Annotated in this window: 16 protein-coding genes; 10 read left to right on the top strand and 6 right to left on the bottom strand. The window is 53.7% G+C overall.

The features are described from left to right. The first annotated feature begins 1 nt into the window (after position 1). A complete protein-coding gene (locus ACP158_RS07655) occupies positions 2–328 on the top strand; it encodes a hypothetical protein (protein WP_424948341.1) in 327 nt (108 codons plus the stop codon). 405 nt (positions 329–733) lie between these two features. Here ACP158_RS07655 and ACP158_RS07650 read toward each other — a convergent pair whose 3' ends face one another. Next, the gene (locus tag ACP158_RS07650; protein WP_424948427.1) at positions 734–1,855 is read right to left on the bottom strand and encodes an AAA family ATPase; all 1,122 of its coding nucleotides are present in this window, start codon (positions 1,853–1,855) and stop codon (positions 734–736) included. A 475-nt stretch (positions 1,856–2,330) separates the two neighbouring features. Continuing rightward, on the bottom strand, positions 2,331–3,515 hold the full coding sequence (locus ACP158_RS07645; protein ID WP_424948340.1) for an ATP-binding protein: 1,185 nt from the start codon (positions 3,513–3,515) through the stop codon (positions 2,331–2,333). Between the two features lie 51 nt (positions 3,516–3,566). Between ACP158_RS07645 and ACP158_RS07640 the strand changes: the two genes are divergently transcribed. The 3 genes from ACP158_RS07640 (at position 3,567) to ACP158_RS07630 (ending at position 11,981) form a co-directional block, all read left to right on the top strand. Next, positions 3,567–3,791 carry a hypothetical protein gene (locus ACP158_RS07640; RefSeq protein WP_424948339.1) on the top strand — a complete coding sequence of 75 codons (225 nt, stop codon included), beginning with the start codon at positions 3,567–3,569 and terminating at the stop codon, positions 3,789–3,791. Between the two features lie 33 nt (positions 3,792–3,824). Then, positions 3,825–3,950, top strand: coding sequence for a hypothetical protein (locus tag ACP158_RS07635; protein ID WP_424948338.1), 126 nt, complete (start codon positions 3,825–3,827; stop codon positions 3,948–3,950). A gap of 267 nt (positions 3,951–4,217) precedes the next feature. Then, on the top strand, positions 4,218–11,981 hold the full coding sequence (locus ACP158_RS07630) for a beta strand repeat-containing protein (RefSeq protein ID WP_424948337.1): 7,764 nt from the start codon (positions 4,218–4,220) through the stop codon (positions 11,979–11,981). 191 nt (positions 11,982–12,172) lie between these two features. On the opposite strand, the gene ACP158_RS07625 is transcribed toward ACP158_RS07630, so the two are convergent. Beyond that, complete coding sequence (locus tag ACP158_RS07625) at positions 12,173–12,310, bottom strand: hypothetical protein (RefSeq protein ID WP_424948336.1); 138 nt, start codon at positions 12,308–12,310, stop codon at positions 12,173–12,175. A gap of 176 nt (positions 12,311–12,486) precedes the next feature. Between ACP158_RS07625 and ACP158_RS07620 the strand changes: the two genes are divergently transcribed. Together ACP158_RS07620 and ACP158_RS07615 are read left to right on the top strand one after the other, a co-directional pair. Next, entirely contained in the window at positions 12,487–12,651 is a 165-nt protein-coding gene (locus ACP158_RS07620; protein WP_424948335.1) for a hypothetical protein, read from the top strand. 334 nt (positions 12,652–12,985) lie between these two features. Then, complete coding sequence (locus ACP158_RS07615) at positions 12,986–13,960, top strand: integrase core domain-containing protein (protein ID WP_424948334.1); 975 nt, start codon at positions 12,986–12,988, stop codon at positions 13,958–13,960. Positions 13,961–14,086: 126 nt separating this feature from the next. Here the strand turns inward: ACP158_RS07615 and ACP158_RS07610 are convergent, their stop codons facing one another. The 3 genes from ACP158_RS07610 to ACP158_RS07600 all read right to left on the bottom strand — a co-directional run bounded on the left by ACP158_RS07610 (position 14,087) and on the right by ACP158_RS07600 (position 16,894). Beyond that, positions 14,087–14,272 (bottom strand): hypothetical protein, encoded by a 186-nt coding sequence (locus ACP158_RS07610; protein ID WP_424948333.1) that lies wholly within the window; start codon positions 14,270–14,272, stop codon positions 14,087–14,089. A 132-nt stretch (positions 14,273–14,404) separates the two neighbouring features. Next, a complete protein-coding gene (locus ACP158_RS07605) occupies positions 14,405–15,775 on the bottom strand; it encodes an MmgE/PrpD family protein (protein WP_424948332.1) in 1,371 nt (456 codons plus the stop codon). Positions 15,776–15,952: 177 nt separating this feature from the next. Then, entirely contained in the window at positions 15,953–16,894 is a 942-nt protein-coding gene (locus ACP158_RS07600) for a LysR family transcriptional regulator (RefSeq protein WP_424948331.1), read from the bottom strand. A 157-nt stretch (positions 16,895–17,051) separates the two neighbouring features. Between ACP158_RS07600 and ACP158_RS07595 the strand changes: the two genes are divergently transcribed. The 4 genes from ACP158_RS07595 (at position 17,052) to cysK (ending at position 21,990) form a co-directional block, all read left to right on the top strand. Beyond that, positions 17,052–18,077, top strand: coding sequence for a TAXI family TRAP transporter solute-binding subunit (locus tag ACP158_RS07595; RefSeq protein ID WP_424948330.1), 1,026 nt, complete (start codon positions 17,052–17,054; stop codon positions 18,075–18,077). 100 nt (positions 18,078–18,177) lie between these two features. Continuing rightward, the gene (locus tag ACP158_RS07590) at positions 18,178–20,415 is read left to right on the top strand and encodes a TRAP transporter permease (protein ID WP_424948329.1); all 2,238 of its coding nucleotides are present in this window, start codon (positions 18,178–18,180) and stop codon (positions 20,413–20,415) included. Between the two features lie 43 nt (positions 20,416–20,458). Beyond that, a complete protein-coding gene (locus ACP158_RS07585; protein WP_424948328.1) occupies positions 20,459–20,881 on the top strand; it encodes a universal stress protein in 423 nt (140 codons plus the stop codon). A 224-nt stretch (positions 20,882–21,105) separates the two neighbouring features. Further along, the gene (gene cysK / locus ACP158_RS07580) at positions 21,106–21,990 is read left to right on the top strand and encodes a cysteine synthase A (RefSeq protein WP_424948327.1); all 885 of its coding nucleotides are present in this window, start codon (positions 21,106–21,108) and stop codon (positions 21,988–21,990) included. Positions 21,991–22,031 lie beyond the last annotated feature (41 nt).

Genomic DNA, 22,031 nt, shown 5'->3' with positions numbered 1-22,031 from the left:
CATGCTGATTATTTTTATGAGCATCGTTAAAAAATACGCGCTTGTCGGCGCGGCGATCATGTTGGTGGTGTCGGCGTTGGGTTCAATCCTCGGACCGTCGCCGCTCAACATTTTATTCGCGCCGATTATGATGGTCACAACGGCGCCGTTGCGCTGGGCGATTTTCGTCATCCCGGGGCTGGACGCGATTGCCGCGGGCGGGCTGTTTGGCGTTGAAGGCGCGTTCATGAACTACCGATTTTTCGAGATGCTGGTCGGCTGGAATGTGTTCATCGGCGCCGCGCTCGGCGCCATGGTCGGAATGATGAAGCAGACAAAATCGCCATAAGTGCATAGGGAGTAAAGCCCATGTTCATTGGGTTGAAACGCATTTGTCGGGGTCGGCAGACAGTGGCAATGACCCAATATCCCACACCCATTCGATGCCTTTGGCGCAGTTGAAGCGATTGGGTTTTAGTGAAATTTTACGCGACATCATTCGGTCGATGTCCATAACGTTTCTTTGATTAATTCAAGGCTAAATCCCACTGCTGTCCCATTAACAGACAAAAAAGAAGGAGTCACGCTACGCGTGACAGATATTTAACTGGATTGCCCGGAACAAGCCGGGCAATGACGGGTTGGGGGGTAATGGTGAATCGGGAGGTGTGACTTTCGTTGAGACGCCAAAGGCACATTGAGAATAAAAAGTCCGGCGCAGTTGGACTATTAATGTCGTCACGCGTAGCGTGACTCATTCTGCTGCCGGCGATACTTTTTGCACATGCTCGCGCTGCCGGTCCAGGACATATCTCATTAAACTCGGAATGCCCGCCTCGTATAAATCTGTGTCCGGCGGATTCCAAATAAACTCATGGCGAGCAAGCGTTTGCAGATGTTCATTAACCGACTGTGTAGCCAGTGAATCAGCAGGTAAATTATCTGCAATAACATCTATGAGCATATCCATTGTGGTTGTTTCCGCGTCTTGGAATAGTGCCGCAATAGCAACAGCCGCTGGCAGCAATCCAAGATCGCTTAATGTTTTTCTGCGCTCTCCATAAAAGTTTGACCGGCGGCTTTCAATCTTTGTTTCTACTTCGGTGATTTCTTGAGCAGTCAGTTTTTGCAGGTCTTTTTCCTTTGCCAGATCCCAAAGGGCCTCGCCCCAGAGTTGAATGAAATAAGGATAGTGCTGGCTGTCTTCCACTACATCTTCCAAAGCATCGGCGTCTACTGTTATGCCGTCTTCCTGCAACGGCTTTGCAATAGCATCCGCAGTAGCCTGCGCATCTAATCGTGCAATGCCCATTTTCGTGGAACGTTCAACAAAACTAGCCCCCACGGTCTTCAAGAAATGTGCCAAGCCGGGGGTGCCGGCGAGAACCAGTAAAAAAGGGGCTTCCTCTCGTACCTCTTGACTCAGGTTTAGCAAACTACGACACAGACCCGGTTCCATGGTATGTGCTTCATCCACCAGAGCCACCAAGGGATTTTTTTTGCATTGAGAAATCAAAGCGTTTAATAAAACGCCATCAGTAGGCTCTTTTTCCTTCCACGTCTTAGCAATAAACGCCTCAGCCGAAACTGTATCAGCAGCAGACGCCCCGGCCTTAACCCCTGCTGTTGTTTCGCCACCCAACACCTTTTCTGCCAAAGTTTCCTCAGACAATAAAAACGTCCACATTTTTGCTGGCGTTGCTAATTTATTAGCGGTGGTCGAACATGTGCATACCTGATTGCTTTTCTTATGAAAAAATCGTGGTTTTTTATATCCCCTAATTTCATCTTTTAACCAATGCAATAACACGGTTTTTCCCATACCCCGGGGTCCATACATAACCATGTCGGCGGCAGGCGAATCCCCATCAGCCATGTCTGCCAATATCTGTCTGAGCCGACCCTGCTCATTTTCTCGGCCTGCCAGATAGGGCGGGCGTTGCCCATCTCCTGGCTTGAACGGATTTCGTGTTCTTGTGGGTGTCACGATGGCCTCCTCATTCGCCATCCAATGCTCAATCGAGCAACTGGTTCTTCTGCATAGTATACTCTTTTTTATGGAATTTCGGCGATTTTTTGCGCCTGCCGGCGAGGATGACAAATAAGGGTCGTCATTGCCCGGCCCATATTATTATTATTGGCCGGGCAATCCAGTTATTAAACCGTTCGGCGTAGCCGAACTCCTTATTATCGCGGCTTCGCCACTCTGGATTCCCGCCTGCCGGCGAGGATGACGAATGGGGGGTAACAAGTGAATCGAGAGGACAAAAGCGCGTTGAGATGCCAAAGGCACATTGAGAATAAATAGTCCGGCGGAGTTGGACTATTAATGTCGTCACGCGTAGCGTGACTCATTCTGCTGTCGGTGATCTTTCTTGCACATGCTCGCGTTGCCGGTCCAGGACATATTTCATCAAACTCGGAATGCCCGCCTCAAATAATATTGAATCTGGTGGATTCCAAATAAATTCATGGCGAATAAGCGTTCGTAGATGCTCATTAACCGACTGTGTAGCCAGTGAATCAGCAGGTAAATTATCTGCAATGATCTCTTTGAGATAATCCCTTGTGGTTGTTTCTGTGTCTTGGAATAGTGCCGCAATAGCAACAGCCGCCGGCAGCAGTTCAAGGTCGTCTAATGTTGCTCTGCGTTGTTCATAAAAGTTTGATCGGCGGTTCTCAATCTTTGTTTCTACTTCGGCAATTTCTTGAGAAGTCAGTTTTTGCAGGTCTTTTTCCTTTGCCAGATCCCAAAGGGCCTCGCCCCAAAGTTGAATGAAATAAGGATAATGCTGGCTGTCTTCAACGACCGGCGCAAGGGTGCTGTCGTCTATATTTATGCCATGTTCGTTTAACGGCTTTACAATAGCATCCGCAGTGGCCTGCGCATCTAATCGTGCAATGCCCATTTTCGTGGAACGTTCAACAAAACTAGCGCCCACTGTGGTCAAGAAATGCGCCAAGCCAGGGGTGCCAGCGAGAACCAGCAAAAAGGGGGCTTCGTTTTGTACCTGTTGGCTAATGTTTAACAAAGCGTGACATTGCTCCGGCTCCATGGTATGTGCTTCATCCAACAGAAACACCAAAGGATTTTTTTTACATTCAGAAATCAAAGTGTTTAAAAGGATTTTATTAGTAGGGGATTTTTCTTTCCATTTCTTGGCGAAAAATACCTTTGCATCAAATCCTGCTGTTGTTTCACCCGACAATAACTTTTCCATCCAACCTTCATCAGACAATAGAAAACCCCATATCTCTGCCGGATTTTTTAATTGATTAGGGGTCGCCGAACTTGTACGTATAGAATTATCCTTCGTATCGGTTTTTTCGACTTCATCTATGAGCCAATTCAACAGCACTGTTTTTCCCATGCCCCGGGGCCCATACATAACCATGTTGGCGGCAGGCGACCTTCCGGCAGACATTTTTGCCAATATCTGTCTGAACCGACCCTGCTCATTTTCCCGACCGGCCAGATAAGGCGGGAGTTGCCCAGTTCCGGGTGTAAACGGATTCAAACCTTCAATCTGTGTCATAACCAACGCCTCATTCGCTATTTAATACTCAGTCAGAACACCAACTAACTCTTGCATAGTATACTCTTTATTATGGAATTCTGGCGGTTTTTTGCGCATTGCGGGGCTCCTCGGCGGCGTAGCCGGGTTCCTTTTATCGCGGCAAAGCCGCCGCCATTTGCGCGGCTTCGCCGCGTCTCGATTCTCGCCGGCAGGGATGTCATTGTCCAATTCGCCCCCAACTCGTCATTGCCCGGCTTGTTCCGGGCAATCCAGTTATTAAACCAGCGGCGTTAGCCGCTATCCTTAAATGGCGGCAAAGCCGCCGGTTTGTGTCTGGCAAAGCCGGATGCCAAAAGGAGTCACGCTACGCGTGACAGATATTTAACTGGATTCCCGCCTTCGGCGAGAATGACGGCAGGGAGGGTGGTTTTTCCCGCCTGCCGGCGAGAATGACAGATTGAGGGCGAATTGGATTATGACGAGTGTGTTTTTCGTATACAATACCCCGATTGCTGGTCACGCCACCCCGGGTGCGGCTCGCCCAAAACTAACTTTATTCGGATATCTGAGGAGCAAGACACATGAATAGAACAATCGCTACCATTCGTTTTTGCATCCGCATTGCGGCAAGGATGAGTATCACCCCCCCCCCCCCCCCCCAGATTTACCTGGGCTTCACTCCAGCCCCAGCCAGGCCCGCCGGGCGGGAGGCGTGGCGTGATGCCGGCGGCCCCTCGCCTCGCCGCCCTCCTGCTGGGCCCGCTAATGGTGATCGGCCTGCTGCTCGGGCTGGCATCGCCAGCCGCAGCGCAGACGTTCCCGCAGCCAGTGGGAATCGGTGCGACACCCAACGAAATAAGAACCATCAACCTGTATTTCCAGTTTGGGGTGGCCACCGATAACCTCGTCTTTCCGGCAGCCACCGGCGGCCTCGCCGTAACCTACTCTGTGACCGGAAACCCCGGACTCAAATCACTGGGGTTTAGCTTTAATCCGGCCAACCGCACCTTCTCGGGCACACCGACGCTGGCGGGCGCGGGTGAAGCAGGCGACGGCTTTGCATTCAACTACAGGGCGAACTCCTCGGGGGGTGGTTTCGCCCTCATCTTCGTCAAGGTCACGGTATGCGAGGGGAGCGGGAACCCAGATGGCGCAACGGCCTGCACACCCCCGGCGTTCGCCGCGCTGGGGTTTGCCGAGCGGCCGGCCAGCCAGAGATACACGGTTGGCACGGCGGTCGACCTGACCCTGCCGGAAGCCACCGGCGGCACCGGTTCCAGCCCCCGCTATATCTACGGGCTGACCAGCTTTGGCGGTCTTCCCGACGGGTTGTCCTTCGATGCGGCCACCCGCAGGCTCACGGGCACGCCGACCACGGCTAAGCAATCCACCCCGACCTACCGTGTCCAGGACGCCGCGAGTTTGAAACGATTCAATCGGCAATTCGCGCTCTCCGTGGCTGCGGACATCACTCCGCCGACGGTGACCCTCGATCCCATTGCCGAAGGTGTGATTGGCATGGCGCAGGATTACGACATTACCTTCTCCGAGGCGGTAACCGGTTTGGCGGTGGGTGATTTCTCCGTTTCCAAAGACATTGAGGCGTCCGGCGACCTCGTGGTGAATAGTGTGACCCCGGCCAGCGGCCCCAGCACCACCTACACCATCAGCATCACCCCGCGAGCGACAGCCTTCACCCTGACCCTTGCCGCCGACAGCGTGACGGACACCGCGACCACCCCGAACATGGGCCCCGCGACCGAGGCGAGCGCAACTGGCACCGCCACCGAACCGATGCCGACCAAACCGGTTGTGGTTGCACCAGCACCACCGGTAGAGTTTGCCGAAAATGCCACGGGCATTGTGGTGACGTTCATTGCGACCGCGACTGGCGACAGAACCATTGCCGGCTTCACCCTCGGCGGAACCGATGCGGGAGACTTCACGCTTGACAACAGCGGCGCCTTGACCTTCGCGGTACTGCCAAACTTTGAGGCACCGGCGGATGCCAACTTCGACAACAGGTATGAAATCACCGTAACCGCCATCGTGAGCGCGTCCGAGACCAGCGACGCGCTGGCGGTAACGATAACGGTTACCAACGTGGATGAACCGGGTGCCATCAGCGCCATTACCGGCGACGCGCAGGTTGGCGCAACGCTAACCGCCGGCACGGTAACCGACGAGGATTCGCCATCTGATGGAACGCCTGTTTCCGGCATTACGCATCAATGGCAAAGCGCGGTGGACGGCACCGACGCCGCCGCCGCCGTCGACGATGCCGCCTGGCCCCCCATCAGCGGCGCCACCGATGCGACCTACGAGCCGGATGCCGATGATGTCGGCAAGATTATTCGAGTGGTCGCCACTTACACCGACGGCGAAGGTAGCGGTAAAAAAGTTGCCAGCGCGGCGATCGGTGCTGTGGCTGCCGCGGCCCTGTCTGCGGATTCGACTCTGTCCGCCCTGGATGTTTCGGCAGGCACCCTGAATCCGACCTTCGCGTCCGGCACCAACGCTTACGCCGTCAGCGTGGGCACTGATGTGGCAAGCGTTACGGTAACGCCGACCACGACTGACGACGGCGCAACCGTGGCTGTGAACGGCGTTGCTGTTGCCAGCGGCCAACCCAGTGAAGCGATTGACTTGAATGTTGGCAATAACACCATCCCCATCCTGGTCGTCGCCGAGGACGGCGTCGAAGAACAAACCTACACCGTCACCGTTGCCCGTGCCGTTCCACCACCAGGCATTGCCCTGGCGAGTGACACGGCTCGCGATGGTGGTACTAATACGGACCGCCTCACCAGAAACAGATCAATAGTGGTTACACTGCACGCCGATTTTCAGAACGACAGGGACACCTGGGAATGGTCTTCCAATAGTGGCAACTCTCACACCACCGGCAGCAACACCGACCGTAGTTTCGACCTTGATGTTGCCCAAGCCACATATAACGACAATGTGGTGCGAGCCCGCCAGACAGTGAATGGCGTTGTCTCCGAATTTGCCGGGCTTGCCATGTTCCAGCATGATACCGTGAAGCCAACCATTAGCCTGAATGGCGGCGGAGCCAGCGTCACCATAACAAAGGGTGATGCCTACAACGACCCGGTAACCGCCGATGATGCTCTTGATGGCCCCATCGACCCCTCCAACATTGTCATTACCGGTGGCCCCGTGGACGTTGACACGGCTGGTGAGTACACCCTTACCTACAATGTGATGGACCGCGCCGGCAATGCCGCCGACCCGCTGACCCGCACCGTGACCGTGAGCGAGCCGACCGCGACCACGCCTGAACCACCTGTACTTTCTGCAGGAACAATCACTAATACCAGTGTAGTGCTTGAATGGACTGCAGTGGATAATGCCGCCAGTTATACCCTGACCAGAGTTGTTGCAGGCGGTGCTAATGTAGTAGTGTTTTCAGGCAATGCATTGACTGCCACTGATACTGGCCTGACTGCTGAGACACCGTATAAGTATGTCGTTACCGTAACAGTTGGGGGCAGAACAAGTGCAGATTCTAACGAGGTTGATGCAACCACTCTTGTAGCACCTGTCACTACACCTGCACCCACTGTAACAGTTGAAAGACTATCTGATAATTCCATCGAAGTATCTTGGGATAATATAGATGGTGTCGATTTTACTATTTATGCAATTAAAACAGGTGAGGCTGATGCGGTAATTATTGCTCTTGTCACTAGTCCACATACAATTGCCACTACTGATCCACTTTTTGACACAGTAAATAATGCTGATGCAATTGGTGTACGTGGTTTTGCCGAGGGTAACCCTGTTGGTGACCATTCAGCGCAGATAACGTCTGACGAAGTACCACCTGTTGACATCACAGCACCACCAGTTCCTGTAATCACCACCTCACCTGCAACTGTTGGCTCAACACCAATCACGATTGATGGTACAGCTGAGGCCGGGACAACCGTGGAACTGTTCAATGGGGTGACATCAGCTGGTACGGTAACTGCTGCTGATGGAACAGGAGCTTTCTCATTTGCAGTTACACTGACTGAGGGTACCAACACATTCACTGCAACGGCGTCTGATGGACCAAACACATCTGACGCATCATCACCTGTAGTCATTACGCTTGATACTGAAACACCTGAAGCTCCTATAATCACCACCTCACCTGCAACTGTCAATTCACCATCAATCATGATTGTCGGTACAGCTGAAGCCGGGACAACCGTGGAACTGCTCAATGGGGTGACATCAGCTGGTACGGTAACTGCTGCTGATGGAACAGGAGCTTTCTCATTTACAGTTACACTGACTGAGGGTACCAACACATTCACTGCAACGGCGTCTGATGGACCAAACACATCTGCAGCATCACCAGCTGTAGTCATTACGCTTGATACTGAAACACCTGAAGCTCCTATAATCACCACCTCACCTGCAACTGTCAATTCACCATCAATCATGATTGTCGGTACAGCTGAAGCCGGGACAACCGTGGAACTGTTCAATGGGGTGACATCAGCTGGTACGGTAACTGCTGATTCAGGCAGTTTCTCATTTACAGGAGTTGCACTAAATCCAGGTGCCAACTCATTCACTGCAACGGCGTCTGATGGACCAAACAAATCTGCAGAATCATCAGCTGTAACTATTACGCTTGATACTGAAACACCGGAAGCTCCTGAAATTACCACGCCATCTGAAACTGTCAATTCACCATCAATCACGATTGCTGGTACAGCTGAAGCCGGGACAACCGTGGAACTGTTCAATGGGGTGACATCAGCTGGTACGGTAACTGCTGCTGATGGAACAGGAGCTTTCTCATTTACAGTTACACTGACTGAGGGCGCCAACACATTCACTGCAACGGCATCTGATGGGGTCAACACATCTGCAGCATCACCACCTGTACTCATTACACTTGATACTGAAACACCTGAAGCTCCTATAATCACCACACAAACTGCAACTGTCAATTCACCATCAATCACGATTACTGGTACAGCTGAAGCCGGGACAACTGTGGAACTGCTCAAGGGAGGAACATCAACTGGTGATACAGTAACTGCTGCTGCTGGAACAGGCACTTTCTCATTTACAGTTACACTGACTGAGGGTACCAACACATTCACTGCAACAGCATCTGATGGACCAAACACATCTGCATCATCATCACCTGTACTCATTACACTTGATACTGAAACACCGGAAGTTCCTGCAATCACCACCTCACCTGCAACTGTCAATTCACCATCAATCACGATTACTGGTACAGCTGAAGCCGGGACAACTGTAGACCTACTCAAAGAAGGAACATCATCTGTTGGTACGACAACTGCCGATGGAACAGGCAATTTTTCATTTGCAGTTACACTGACTGAGGGTACCAACACATTCACTGCAACGGCATCTGATGGAACCAATAAATCTGCAGCATCACCGGCTGTAGTCATTACACTTGATACTATAGCACCGGCAGTTCCTGCAATCACCACCTCACCTGCAACTGTTGGCTCAACACCAATCACGATTGTCGGTACAGCTGAAGCTGGGACAACTGTGGAACTGTTCAATGGGGTGACATCAGCTGGTACGGTAACTGCTGATTCAGGCAGTTTCTCATTTACAGGAGTTGCACTAAATCCAGGTGCCAACTCTTTTACTGCAACGGCGTCTGATGGAGTAAATACATCTGCATCATCACCGGCTGTAGTCATTACACTTGATACTGAAACACCGGAAGTTCCTGCAATTACCACATCACCTGCAACTGTTGGCTCAACACCAATCACGATTGATGGTACAGCTGAAGCCGGAGCAACCGTGGAACTGTTCAATGGGGTGACATCAGCTGGTACGGTAACTGCTGATTCAGGCAGTTTCTCATTTACAGGAGTTGCACTAAATCCAGGTGCCAACTCTTTTACTGCAACGGCATCTGATGGAGTAAACACATCTGCAGCATCATCACCTGTAGTCATTACGCTTGATACTGAAACACCGGCACCTCCTGCAATCACCACCTCACCTGCAACTGTCAATACACCATCAATCACGATTGTCGGTACGGCTGAAGCCGGGACAACCGTGGAACTGTTCAATGGGGTGACATCAGCTGGTACGGTAACTGCTGATTCGGGCAGTTTCTCATTTACAGTTACACTGACTGAGGGTACCAACACATTCACTGCAACGGCGTCTGATGGAGTCAACAAATCTGCAGCATCACCCGCTGTAGTCATTACGCTTGATACTGTAGCACCGGCACCTCCTACAATCACCACATCACCTGCAACTGTCGATACTGCATCATTCACGATTGAAGGTATAGCTGAGGCCGGGACAACCGTAAACCTACTCAAGGGAGGAGCATCAGTTGATACGACAACTGCCGATTCAGGCAATTTTTCATTTGCAGTTACACTGACTGAGGGTACCAACACATTCACTGCAACGGCATCTGATGGAACCAATAAATCTGCAGCATCACCGACTGTAGTCATTACACTTGATACTATAGCACCGGCAGTTCCTGCAATCACCACCTCACCTGCAACTGTTGGCTCAACACCAATCACGATTGTCGGTACAGCTGAAGCTGGGACAACTGTAGACCTACTCAAAGAAGGAACATCATCTGTTGGTACGACAACTGCTGATGGTGACGGGAATTTCTCATTTGCAGGAGTTGCACTGACTGAAGGTGCCAACTCATTCACTGCAACGGCGTCTGATGGACCAAACACATCTGCAGCATCATCACCTGTAGTCATTACGCTTGATACTGAAACACCACCAGTTCCTGCAATTACCACATCACCTGCAACTGTTGGCTCAACACCAATCACGATTGATGGTACAGCTGAAGCCGGGACAACCGTGGAACTGTTCAATGGGGTGACATCAGCTGGTACGGTAACTGCTGATTCAGGCAGTTTCTCATTTACAGGAGTTGCACTAAATCCAGGTGCCAACTCATTCACTGCAACGGCATCTGATGGACCAAACACATCTGCAGCATCACCACCTGTAGTCATTACACTTGATACCACAGCACCAGCAATCGAAGTGATTTTGTCGGAAGTCGCGCGCGTAATTGCCGACCAGAACATCAGCGCCATCGCCGGGCGGGTCGAACGCGCCCGAACACAACAAAACGGTGCCAGCAGTTTCAACTTCGCCGGGCAACAGATGTCATTTAATGGGAATGGCGGCAGGAATGACAATGGCGACCAAGCCATGTCCTCCACCGTTGCCAACCTGATGAACACCCACGCGTCTTCAATGGAGGACGGCACGCTGGATATGAAAACCCTGCTCGGCAACTCGGAGTTTACGATGCCATTGAATTTTGTCGGTGGCGAGGATAGCAGCGGCATAACCTTCTGGGGCTCCGGCGACTACCGCAACTTCGGTGGCGAAGATGACGACCAGGAGCTGGATTGGGACGGCGACATGTTCAGTGTGCATTTCGGTTTGGACGGGCGCACCGCCGAAGCGATTGGCGGCGTGGCGCTGTCGTGGAACGAAGGCGAACTGGAAACCGACGATAAAACAACCTACGACATCAGCCTGACCAGCATCAATCCCTACTTCGGTTGGGGCGGTGCGCGAGGCGAAGTGTGGATGACCGCCGGCTACGGCTCAGGCGAACTGAAAAGGGATAATGGCGCCAGCAACGACCTGTCCATGAGCACCTTTGCCATTGGCGGTAACGGCATCGTGCGGCAACGCGGCGCCAGCACCTTGCGATTGAAAGGTGAAGTATCGCAAAGCACGTTGGAAGTGGACGCCAACAAAGATAACAGCGGTTTGGAAGCAAGCGAAGTGGATACCAACCGCGTGCGCGTGAGTTTGGAGTCCACCAACACCATCGCACTGGACAACGGCGCGCGCACCGAACGAAGCGCGGAGGCGGGCATACGCCATGACGGCGGCGATGGCGCCACCGGCAGCGGCGCCGAACTCGGCTTCGGCATATCCCATGTCAATGCCAACGGCTTCAGCGTGGAAGGCAAAGCCCGCGTGTTGCTCGGACACGATGGCGATGCCAATGAATGGGGTGTCAGCGGTGCCATCAAAAAGACCGCCGGCGCCGACGGGCAAGGCTGGTCATTCGCCCTCAGCCCCGGTTACGGCGATGATGCCGGCGACATCCAACGCCTGTGGGATGAGGGGTTACGCGATGCCGATGGTAATGCCACTGCCACTGACACCGACACCGCCGCAGATGCCACCCGCGATTACGCCGCACGGCTGGACCTGCGGGTTGGTTATGGCATGAATGGCTTTACCGGACCATCGTGGCTCGGCAGTGGTCGTGGCTTGCTCACGCCATACACCGCAATGACCCTGAGCGACGACAGCAACCGCTACCGCTTGGGCATCCAATGGAAACTCGGCAACCGCCTCGACCTGGATCTCGTTGGTGAACATCGTGATACCGATGATGACGATACTATTTTGCTGAAAGGTGAGTTGAGGTTTTAAGTAAAGTAAAGGAGAGTTGAGGTTTTAAGGCGGCTACGCCGCGAATGATAGCGGCTTCCGACTTACCATTGTCTCCCCAACCTGTCATTGCCCGGCTTGTTCCGGGCAATCCAGTTAAATATGTCGTCCGGCGTAGCCGGACTCTTTTATCGCGGCTCCGCCGCAAATGAGTCACGCTTCGCGTGACGGCATTAATAGTCCGGCAAACCCGGACAACACGCTCTTCGTCTCGTCATTCCGGCTCGAAAAACCGGCGGCTTCGCCGCCGAAATGATAGCGGCTAACGCCGCTGAGTTTAATAACTGGATTGCCCGGAACAAGCCGGGCAATGACGGGTTGGGGGGGAGATTGGGGTCAGAGTAGAAATTATTGGGGCTTTGGGCCAGGTTTTTCTAACTTCTAAAATCTTTCACTCCCAAACGCTATACAGCTATTTGTTGCATTTCTCAGGTCATCATGCAATGAATCTATTTGCTTAACAAATAATTTCTACTCTGACCCCTAATTGCTCGCATATACCGCAATGACCCTGAGCGACGACAGCAACCGCTACCGCTTGGGCATCCAATGGAAACTCGGCGACCGCCTCGACCTGGATCTCGTTGGTGAACATCGTGATACCGATGCGGATGACGATGTCATTTTGCTGAAGGGTGAGTTGAGGTTTTAGGTAAAGGTGAGTTGAGGTTTTAAGTAAATGTATTGCCTCCCAACCTGTCATTGCCCGGCTTGTTCCGGGCAATCCAGTTATTAAACCGTTCGGCGCAGCCGAACTCCTTATATCGCGGCTTCGCCGCAAATGAGTCACGCTTCGCGTGACGGCATTAATAGTCCGGCAAAGCCGGACAACAACCGGCGGCTTCGTCGCCATTAAGGATAGCGGCTAACGCCGCTGAGTTTTTTAACTGGATTGCCCGGAACAAGCCGGGCAATTGTATGTGTTCACTTATTTGATGACAAAATCGGAAATATCATTGACTAACTGACACACCCAGGAGAATTCCATGAGAGATAACAGCAAAGACAGCACAATTGAAAGAAATTATATCCGCAACTGGCAACATTTGTGCGAGGAATACGAGACCGTCAAAGCCGGCAAACACCCTAAATTTCGGTTTGTGATGGCCTTCTATAAGCATCACAACACCCATCGACAGGTGTTCTTGAAGTATTATCACCGGTATAAGGCGAGCGGCAACGGGCGTGACCTGCTGCCGCGTTGCCGCGGTCCGAAGTGGCAGGCGCGGCGCGGTATGACTCTGGTTGAAGAGTTGGTGCTCCGGCAACGCCGGCTGGGTAATAACCGCTACGAGATTTATGCGATATTATTGCCGCAACTGAAAGATGAGTGTCCTTCGCCGAGTACCATCTATCGGATCACGCGACGCCACGGCCTGAACCGTCTGAAGCGAAAAATGAAAGAAAACAAACGCAAGATTATCAAGCAAAAAGCAGGGGAATTGGGGCATATCGACTGCCATCACCTGAGTCGGGATCTGTTTCCCGCAGAGGGCAAACGCCACTATCTGGTGGGGCTGGTTGACGATTTCACACGCCTTGCGTGGGCCGAAGTGGTGTCGGACATCACCAGTTTGTCGGTGATGTTCACCAGTTTGCGGATAATCAACTTGCTCAATAGTCGTTACCAGGTTCAGTTTGCCGAAATGATGAGTGACAACGGCTCGGAGTTTGCTTCCAAGAAGAACCTGGTGGGGCATCCGTTTGAGCGGATGTTGCAAGAGTTAGGCATTCGGCATCGCTACACGCGCCCCTATCGACCGCAGACCAATGGCAAGGTGGAGCGGTTTTGGCGGACATTGAATGATGACCTGATAGACGACACGGTGTTTGAGAGTTTGGATGAGTTCAAGCAGCAACTGGAACTCTACCTTCTCTACTACAACGAGCATCGTCCGCATCAGGGAATCGGTGCTAAAACACCACTGGAAATGAGGAAGAAGCTGTCAGCGAAAGAGTGAACACATACAGCAATGACAGGTTGGGGGTAATTGTAAATCGCAAAGTGTGACTCTCTTTGAGACACCAAAGTAACCGAGGAAAAGCCAACTATGCCGGGCTATTAGTATTGTCACGCGTTGCGAGACTCACCGGGCGGCTTCGCCGCCATTAAGGATAGCGGCTAACGCCGCTGAGTTTTTTAACTGGATTGCCCGGAACAAGCCGGGCAATGACGGGTTGGGGGGTAATTGTGAATCGCAAAGTGTGACTCTCTTTGAGACACCAAAGTAACCGAGGAAAAGCCAACTATGCCGGGCTATTAGTATTGTCACGCGTTGCGAGACTCACCGAGCGGCTTGCGCCGCCACTGACCCAATACCAAACCAATTCGGTGTATTTGGCGCAGTTGTGGGTTAATTCGGAATTTTAACGCTAAACTATGGAATCTTTCCGCGGTTGCAAAATCATTCCGCGGGCAGGCAAGTGGCCGCCGCAAGCGCCTCCAACAATGGCTTGACACCACCGTTTCGCAGGCTTTGTACGGCACTGATAATACTCATCACATCATCATCCGACATTCTGCGATGTGCCAAAGTTTTGAACTTACCGACCAGATCTTCCCGCGATAGAGGTTGATCCGGATCCCCCCAAAGCACTTCCACAAACGCCTCGAATGTTCCATTTGCAGTGGTCACGAAGATTCGTGCAGGGCTTGTAACAGGAAAAGCCGAATCCATTGATTGATTATGGATGACCTCAATCTTCGTGGCGAATTTCACGATTTCAGGATGATGAAGGCACTCTGATGTCGGTGGCGGCAGCGTGTCTTCGCCCAGAACCGCCACGATGGCCATACTATAGGGAATGCTGTATTGCCCGCTTTCCGGTGTCGTTGGCTCGGCAAGATTATTGAGATTTGCCGCCTGTTTAAAGGTCTCCACCCGAATGGATTTAATGTCATCATGCTTGAGATTCCGGCCGCGCATGATTTCCAGCAAGGCCTCAATGGAACTGTGAATCCAGCGACAGCATGCGTAACGCTTAAAATAAGTTCGCATAATAGCGTGCGAGTGTTTTCCCGCTTGGGATGGAAAATATCCATCGTCGAGACCAGCAAGCGCTTTTTTCGGATCGTAACGCTCCGTGATATCCATTGCATCGCGACAGCCGGTGAATCCTTGTATGGCCAAGTCTTTGGCGATAAAGCCGGTAACCACAGACCAGGGAATGGATTCCTTGACATTGGCGCCCATGTCCGCGCTGAGCGTCAAATCAGCGACCCGAGGCCCATGATAGGAAGTCGTGGCCAGGGCATGCGCCAGCTGCTGCTCGGTGATGCCGGCATAAAGCCCAGCGGTCGCCGCGACGCCGAGGCCGGTCCAGTTTCCGGTGTGATAGGACTTGCGGTTTTCCGACATGCCGATGCGAATGCACACCTCGTAACCGGCGACAACGTTTTTCAGCAACTCAATCCCCTGAGCATGCGGCCCGGCGGCGGCCAGGGCGGCGGGAATGATGGCGGCGCCAGGATGGCCAAGCGCGCTGCGGTGCCCATCGTCCAAATCTAGCATAGACACGGATGCGGAGTTTGCGAACGCGGCCGCCGTTGCCTGCACGCGCGCGCTGTCAAACCAAATGATGGCATCGCCGCTGCCAAAGGTGGATTTGGCAACCGCATGAATACGCTTGGCGCCTTGCGTATGGCAACCGGGAATGGCGCAAGCGATGGCGTCAAGGATTACGCCCTCAGCCTTGGTCAGAACATCATCGGGCAAATCCTCTGCGCGCAGCTCGATGCACCATTTTGCCAGTTTATTCGATACCCAATCTTTCATATTATTTCCTTTATTAAGTGTCCTGCCTGACTGCAATCTTTCATTTTCTAAGGCAACGTGTCTAATATAAATTGTTTAACCGGCAATAACTTATGGTTATGCTCGCATCACCTTGCTCGAGTTTTGAAATAAAAATTGGATACTCACCCGCATTGCCATCAATGCAACAGAGTGAAATCAGGCATCGGCGACCGGGTTATTACGTGGCCGCCGGCCACGAATTCTGAATTTCTCTAAAGCGTCTCCCAACGTCTCAATAAACATTTTCGTTGCGGTCGACAGAGGACGATATCGCGGATAAATCACCCCCACATGAATTGGAATTTCCGGCTCGAACGGCACTATGGCTAAATCATCGAAACGGCTGCCGGTAACTGTGAACTCATCGACCAGAGCAACGCCCAAGCCACGCTGCGCGAGACTTGCGGCAACCGTGTAGTGGTTTACCAGCAGGTCACAGCTAGAATTATTTCGAAGTTCCGGCGCCGCGTTGTCGATAAGTCGGAGAAATTCCTGGTCCGCGTAACCAAAAATCATATTGTGCCCCAACAGTTCCTGCGCACTCAACCACGGCTTGTTTGCCAATACATGATCCGTGCGCATCAGACACACCATGCGGCCAGTGTCCAGCGTTACCCCGCTAACCTCCGGATCAGAGGTTGGAAAATGAGCGAGGCTCAGGTCCACTCGACGTTTAATCACCTCAGAGCGAATTAATGCCGATGGAGAAATAGTGAGTTGAACGCTAATGCCGGGGCATCTGGCTCGAAAAGCCTGGATGCCCATGGGCAATACATGGGTGGCCAGAGACGGCGGACAGCCGAATCGGACACGCCCGACACCGCCATCGCGCAATTCAAAGGCCAGTTGACTGAGATGATCGATATCTTCGCCGATGCGCGCTGTTTCGTTATACAAAACCTCGGCCTCGGGAGTCGGATAGAGTTTGCCACTAAGGCGTTTGAACAGCGGAAATCCGAGCCGGGCTTCCGTGTGCTTTAGCACTTTGCTCACTGACGGTTGGGAGACGTTCAACGTTTTCGCGGCTTTGGTGACCGAACCGGTCCGCATAATGGCCGTAAATACCTCGATTTGGCGCAAATTTATAAGCGCGGTCATAACCTAATGCTATGGGGAGTGCAAGTATCGGTATTGGACATTATGACAAACACTATGGCAACCTTTTTATATGGTGCAGTAGTATGTATTGTTGCTGCGCTGGGGGGATACAATGACACTAATCAAACCAATCAAACTAATGAAGCGAGAGCAACCCATGAAACCCATTAAACTAAAACGCATTCTTGCCGCAGTCGCGGTCGCTGGCGTCTTATCCGCCGGCAGCGTCTCGGCTCAAGAGATGACATTTTTCCGCATTGGCACCGGTGGCGCCGGCGGCACTTATTTCCCCATCGGCGGCCTGATCGCCAACGCCATTTCCAACCCGCCAGGCTCAGGCAAGACCTGCGAGCAGGGCGGTAGCTGCGGCGTGCCGGGCCTGATCGCCATCGCCCAATCGACCAACGCCTCGGCGCACAACGTTACCGCCATCAATGCCGGGCAAATGGAAGCCGGTCTGACCGGTGCGGCAACGCTGTATTTCGCCTATCACGGTGAAGGCAAGTTTGCGGGAAAGGCGAAGCCAAAACTGCGCATTATCGCCAAGCTATATCCCGAAGATATGCACCTGATAATGAAGAAGGGCATGAATATGAACGGATTAGGCGACCTGAAAGGCCAACGGGTCGGTATCGCCCAGGCCGGTTCCGGCACCCAGATCGCGGTTGAGTTAATACTCGACCAACATGGCGTCAACCGTGACAACATCGACGAGGCCGAGCTCAACAACGCGCAAAGCGCCGAGCGGATTGCCGATGGGCATTTGGACGCCTATTTCTATGTTGCCGGCACACCGGTGGCCGCAATGATCCAGCTCGACAACACTAAAGGCATGGAGATTTATTCTTTCTCGGATGACGAAGTGGCGATGGCGCATGAGATTCTCCCCTATTATGGCCAATCCATAATCCCGGCCGGCACCTATGCGGGCATTGATTACGATGTCAACACCATCGCCGTCAATGGCATCCTGGTGACCAGCATCGATCAAGACGAACAATTGATTTACCAGATCACTAAAGCGTTGTGGAACGACACCACCCGCAAGCTGCTCGACAATGGCCACGCCAAAGGCAAGGTCATTCGCGAGGAGACTGCGCTTGACGGCATCAAGGGATTGAATGTCCCGCTGCACCCCGGCGCAGAGCGGTACTACAAAGAAGCGGGCATCATGATGAATTAATCATGCTTTCCTGCTTGCGGCCCTGTTCCACAATCGGCGCAGGGTCTTTTCCGGCGGGAGGGGCGCGAGCAGCTGGGACCGAACAACGGCAGAATATGCGATGACTGAGCAACCAACCGGCAAACTCGATATCGAAGCGGCCGAGGCGCTTGAGAAACAATACGATACTTCCCTGATCACCCGCGACAACGGCGCGGGACTTGCGCGGGCGCTATATTATGTCGCCATCGCTTTCGCCTTTTATCATATGTATACCGCCGGCTTTGGCACGCCGGTTGACCACACGCATATGGGGATTCACCTCAGCGGCCTGTTCATCCTGATCTTTGCCGGAATGCCGCTGTTTCGCACCCAGAGCGCGCTCGAATACCGGAAAAACAACTGGTGGCGCTGGGGCAACGTGCCCATTTACGACTGGGTATTCGCCGCCGTCGGCATCATGGCCGCGCTTTTCCTGACGCTCTCGTGGACCGGGCTGACCGCTTTCGGCCTGGATGTGTCGGAGCAGGCATTGCGCCAAGGCGATCCGCATTGGCTGGATCTTATCTTCGGCACGGCGCTCATTATTCTGGTGCTCGAGATCACGCGCCGCTCGCTGGGCATCATCCTGCCGATAATCATCCTGGTGTTTATCGCCTATGCCTTGCTCGGTCCGTATATGCCGCTCCAGGTGCTCAAGCATCCGGGCGTCGACTGGCGGCAGTTCATCAATAATATGTACTTCCCGGCCGAGGGCATCTTCGGGGTGACGCTGTGGGTCGTATCGACCGTGGTGTTCCATTTCGTGCTGTTCGGCGTGGTCGCCCAGCGCATGGGACTGGGCCAGTTCTTCATCGACAACGCCATGGTCGTGGCCGGCAAGTACACCGGCGGCCCGGCCAAGGTGAGCGTGGTTTCGTCGGCGTTTTTCGGCACCATTTCCGGCTCGTCGATCGCCAACACAGTCTCCACCGGCTCGCTGACCATTCCCAACATGAAGCGCCTCGGCTATCCCGGTCACTTCGCCGGCGGCGTCGAAGCCGCGTCCAGTGCTGGCGGCCAGATCACGCCGCCGATCATGGGCGCGGCTTCGTTCCTGATGGCCGAGTTCCTGGAAGTGCCGTACACCACCATCGTCATCGCCGCAATTGTGCCAGCATCGATGCACTACATCGGCGTTCTGTCGATCGTGCATTTCACCGCAAAACGGCTTGGCCTCCAGGGTTATCCCAAGGACCAACTGCCCAAATTCCTCAAGATCTGGCGCGAGGGTTGGTATACGGTCATGCCGCTGATTGCGCTTCTGATCACGCTGTTCAGCGGTTACTCGCCGAACATGGCCGCCTTCATGGGGTTGACTTTCTGCATCATCGTCGGCTTTTCGTCGTACCAGAAACCGATGACCATGATCTTGCCAGCGGCCATGCTGGCGTTCATTCTGTGGCGGGTGTCGAACGGCGCCTTCTCGCCGGTTATGGGCGGCGTTCTTGGCGGATTGCTGTTCCTCAGCCTGATGCACAAGGGCCAGCGCCACGGCATGAGAGCGCTGTTCGACAGTTTTCATGTCGGCGTTCAATACGCGCTGGCGGTCGGTGCCGCCTGCGCCGCGGTCGGCATCGTGGTTGGCGTTATCAACACCACCGGCATCGCCTTTCGCCTCGGCTTCATGGTCACCACCAGCGCCCGCGACATGGCCGAAGTTTTATACGCGGTAATCGGCTGGATTCCGCTCGAGGTGTTTGCACAAGCCTCCATCCAACAGTTCCTGTCGCTGGTCCTGATCGCCATCGCCTGCATCCTGATGGGCGCCGGCCTGCCGACCACGGCGCTCTACATCATGCTGGTTTCCGTTGCCCAGCCAGCGTTGTCGCAACTGGGCGTACCGGCGCTGGCGACGCATATGTTCGTGCTTTACTACGGCGTCATCTCCGAGATCACGCCGCCGGTCTGCGCCTCGGCCTACGCCGCCGCCGGCATCGCCGGCGCCAACCCGTTCCGCACCGGGGTCTCGGCGTTCAGCCTCGGCATTGGCAAACTGATGGTGCCGATGGTGTTCGTCTATGCGCCGACCATGCTCATTGTCATCCCGGAGTACTTCACCTGGATGTCGTTTATTCAAGTATCGCTGACCTGCGCCATCGGCATCTTCGCCATCGCCACCGCCGTCTCCGGGTACTTTGTCGCCCCGTTGAACGCTGGTTGGCGTTTCCTCATGGGTTTCGCCGGGTTGATGATGGTGGCGCCGAGCTGGGAGAGCGATGTGGCGGCCCTGGTGTTTGCCGCCCCCGTTGTACTGGTGCAGTTCCGAGCCCGCGGCCGATCCACCGAACTCGTGCGCGCCGATGGCGAGCAGTCATAGCGGAAACAGGGGCGGCAACAGAACCAGAGGCAGAGGCAGAACCATGTTCAAACAGATACTGGCCGCCATTGATATCGACCACAGCGGCGATGCCGATAAAATCCTGCGCATTGCCGCGGATATCGCCAACAGCCGTTCCGCCGAGTTGCATGTGTTAAGCATCATCAGCGCGGCGCCAGTCATAGTCTCACAGCACCTGCCGCAGAGTTATGAGCGGATGGCGATGGAAAGAACCGAGCAGGATCTGGCTGCTCTGTCGGCAAGCGTCGATCTGGTTCGGGGCGAAGTGACCAGTTCGGCCCGTTTCGGTGATGTTTATCGCGAAATACTGGCGCATGCAGAAAAAACCGGCGTGGACCTGATTATCATCGGCGCCAACAAGCCGCAGGCCACTGATTTTTTACTCGGCACTAACGCTGCCCGTGTGGTGCGTCATGCATCCTGTTCGGTATTTGTTGTTCGTTAGGCAGGCCGATTTCGAACTGATACCTTAACCAGGCGTAGCCAATTCGCTCCAGTCCTGACTGGATGCGAGGCGTGTTATCGCCAGGTCTGTGCCGGGCTGTGCAGGACTGTTTAGGCAGGATTCAACCTATTCATGAGCGGGTATGATAATCTTGTTTTTTTCAGGTCTTGCGGGCATCCATTATTAAATACCAAAATATTCTTGAAACAATCGGCCATACCCCAGTGGTCAAATTAAACCGCCTGGGCGTGGACAGCCTGGGTGTGGACAGCGCGGCGGAGTTATGGGTGAAGCTGGAAAGTTTTAATCCAGGCGGCTCGGTGAAAGACCGACCTGCGTTGCAAATGATTGAAGATGCCGAAGTCGCGGGCAAGTTGAAACGCGGCGATGTCATTATCGAGCCCACGTCCGGCAACACCGGAATTGGCCTGGCCATGGTCGCGGCGGTCAAGGGCTATCGCTCAGTATTTGTCATGGCGGAAGACATGAGCGAGGAGCGCAAACTGATATTAAAGGCTTACGGAGGAGAAGTTGTACTCACGCCAGCGGAGCAAGGGACGATAGGCGCGATTGATGAAGCCAAACGGTTAGCCGCGCAACATGGCTATTTTTTCGTTGGCCAGCATTACAATCCCTCTAACACCAAGTCGCACAAAAAAACCGCGGATGAAATTTGGGATGATTTCGGCAGCGCGTTATCGGCGATTGTCTGCACCACTGGCACCGGCGGCACCATCTCCGGGCTGTCGAAATATCTTAAGGTCCGGCATCCGCGCCTCAAGATCATTGCCACCGAGCCTGCGGATTCCCCGATTTTGAGCCAGGGCATTGCCTGCAAGCACAAGATCATGGGCACCGCGCCAGGATTTATTCCTGATATTCTCGACACCAACGCCTATGAGGAGATCATCCCGATCACCACCGAGGAAGCGTATTCCACGACCACCGCACTGGCGCGTGAAGAAGGGATTTTCTGCGGCATATCCTGCGGCGCCGCGGTGGCCGGCATGATCAATCTGGCAGCGAACGGCGACTATAACGGGGAATCCATTCTGGCGATTTTGGCGGATACCGGCGAACGTTATCTGAGCACCGATGTTTGGGCATAGGCGGGCCGGGCAATGGTAAGCACCGGAAATTCCGCCGCCAC

The organism is Candidatus Spongiihabitans sp. (assembly GCF_965247905.1).
In the GTDB taxonomy this organism is placed as follows: domain Bacteria; phylum Pseudomonadota; class Gammaproteobacteria; order Arenicellales; family Poriferihabitantaceae; genus Spongiihabitans.
Note: the sequence above shows the minus strand (reverse complement) of the source record. Positions and strands in the feature narration are given on the sequence as shown.

Bases quoted from the DNA above. Each gene is read 5' to 3' on its own strand.
- ACP158_RS07590 (WP_424948329.1), top strand. From the start codon at position 18,178: ATGACTGAGCAACCAACCGGCAAACTCGATATCGAAGCGGCCGAGGCG.
- ACP158_RS07585 (WP_424948328.1), top strand. From the start codon at position 20,459: ATGTTCAAACAGATACTGGCCGCCATTGATATCGACCACAGCGGCGAT.
- ACP158_RS07645 (WP_424948340.1), bottom strand. From the start codon at position 3,515: ATGACACAGATTGAAGGTTTGAATCCGTTTACACCCGGAACTGGGCAA.
- ACP158_RS07630 (WP_424948337.1), top strand. From the start codon at position 4,218: ATGCCGGCGGCCCCTCGCCTCGCCGCCCTCCTGCTGGGCCCGCTAATG.
- ACP158_RS07615 (WP_424948334.1), top strand. From the start codon at position 12,986: ATGAGAGATAACAGCAAAGACAGCACAATTGAAAGAAATTATATCCGC.
- ACP158_RS07595 (WP_424948330.1), top strand. From the start codon at position 17,052: ATGAAACCCATTAAACTAAAACGCATTCTTGCCGCAGTCGCGGTCGCT.
- ACP158_RS07605 (WP_424948332.1), bottom strand. From the start codon at position 15,775: ATGAAAGATTGGGTATCGAATAAACTGGCAAAATGGTGCATCGAGCTG.
- ACP158_RS07655 (WP_424948341.1), top strand. From the start codon at position 2: ATGCTGATTATTTTTATGAGCATCGTTAAAAAATACGCGCTTGTCGGC.
- ACP158_RS07600 (WP_424948331.1), bottom strand. From the start codon at position 16,894: ATGACCGCGCTTATAAATTTGCGCCAAATCGAGGTATTTACGGCCATT.
- ACP158_RS07650 (WP_424948427.1), bottom strand. From the start codon at position 1,855: ATGGCTGATGGGGATTCGCCTGCCGCCGACATGGTTATGTATGGACCC.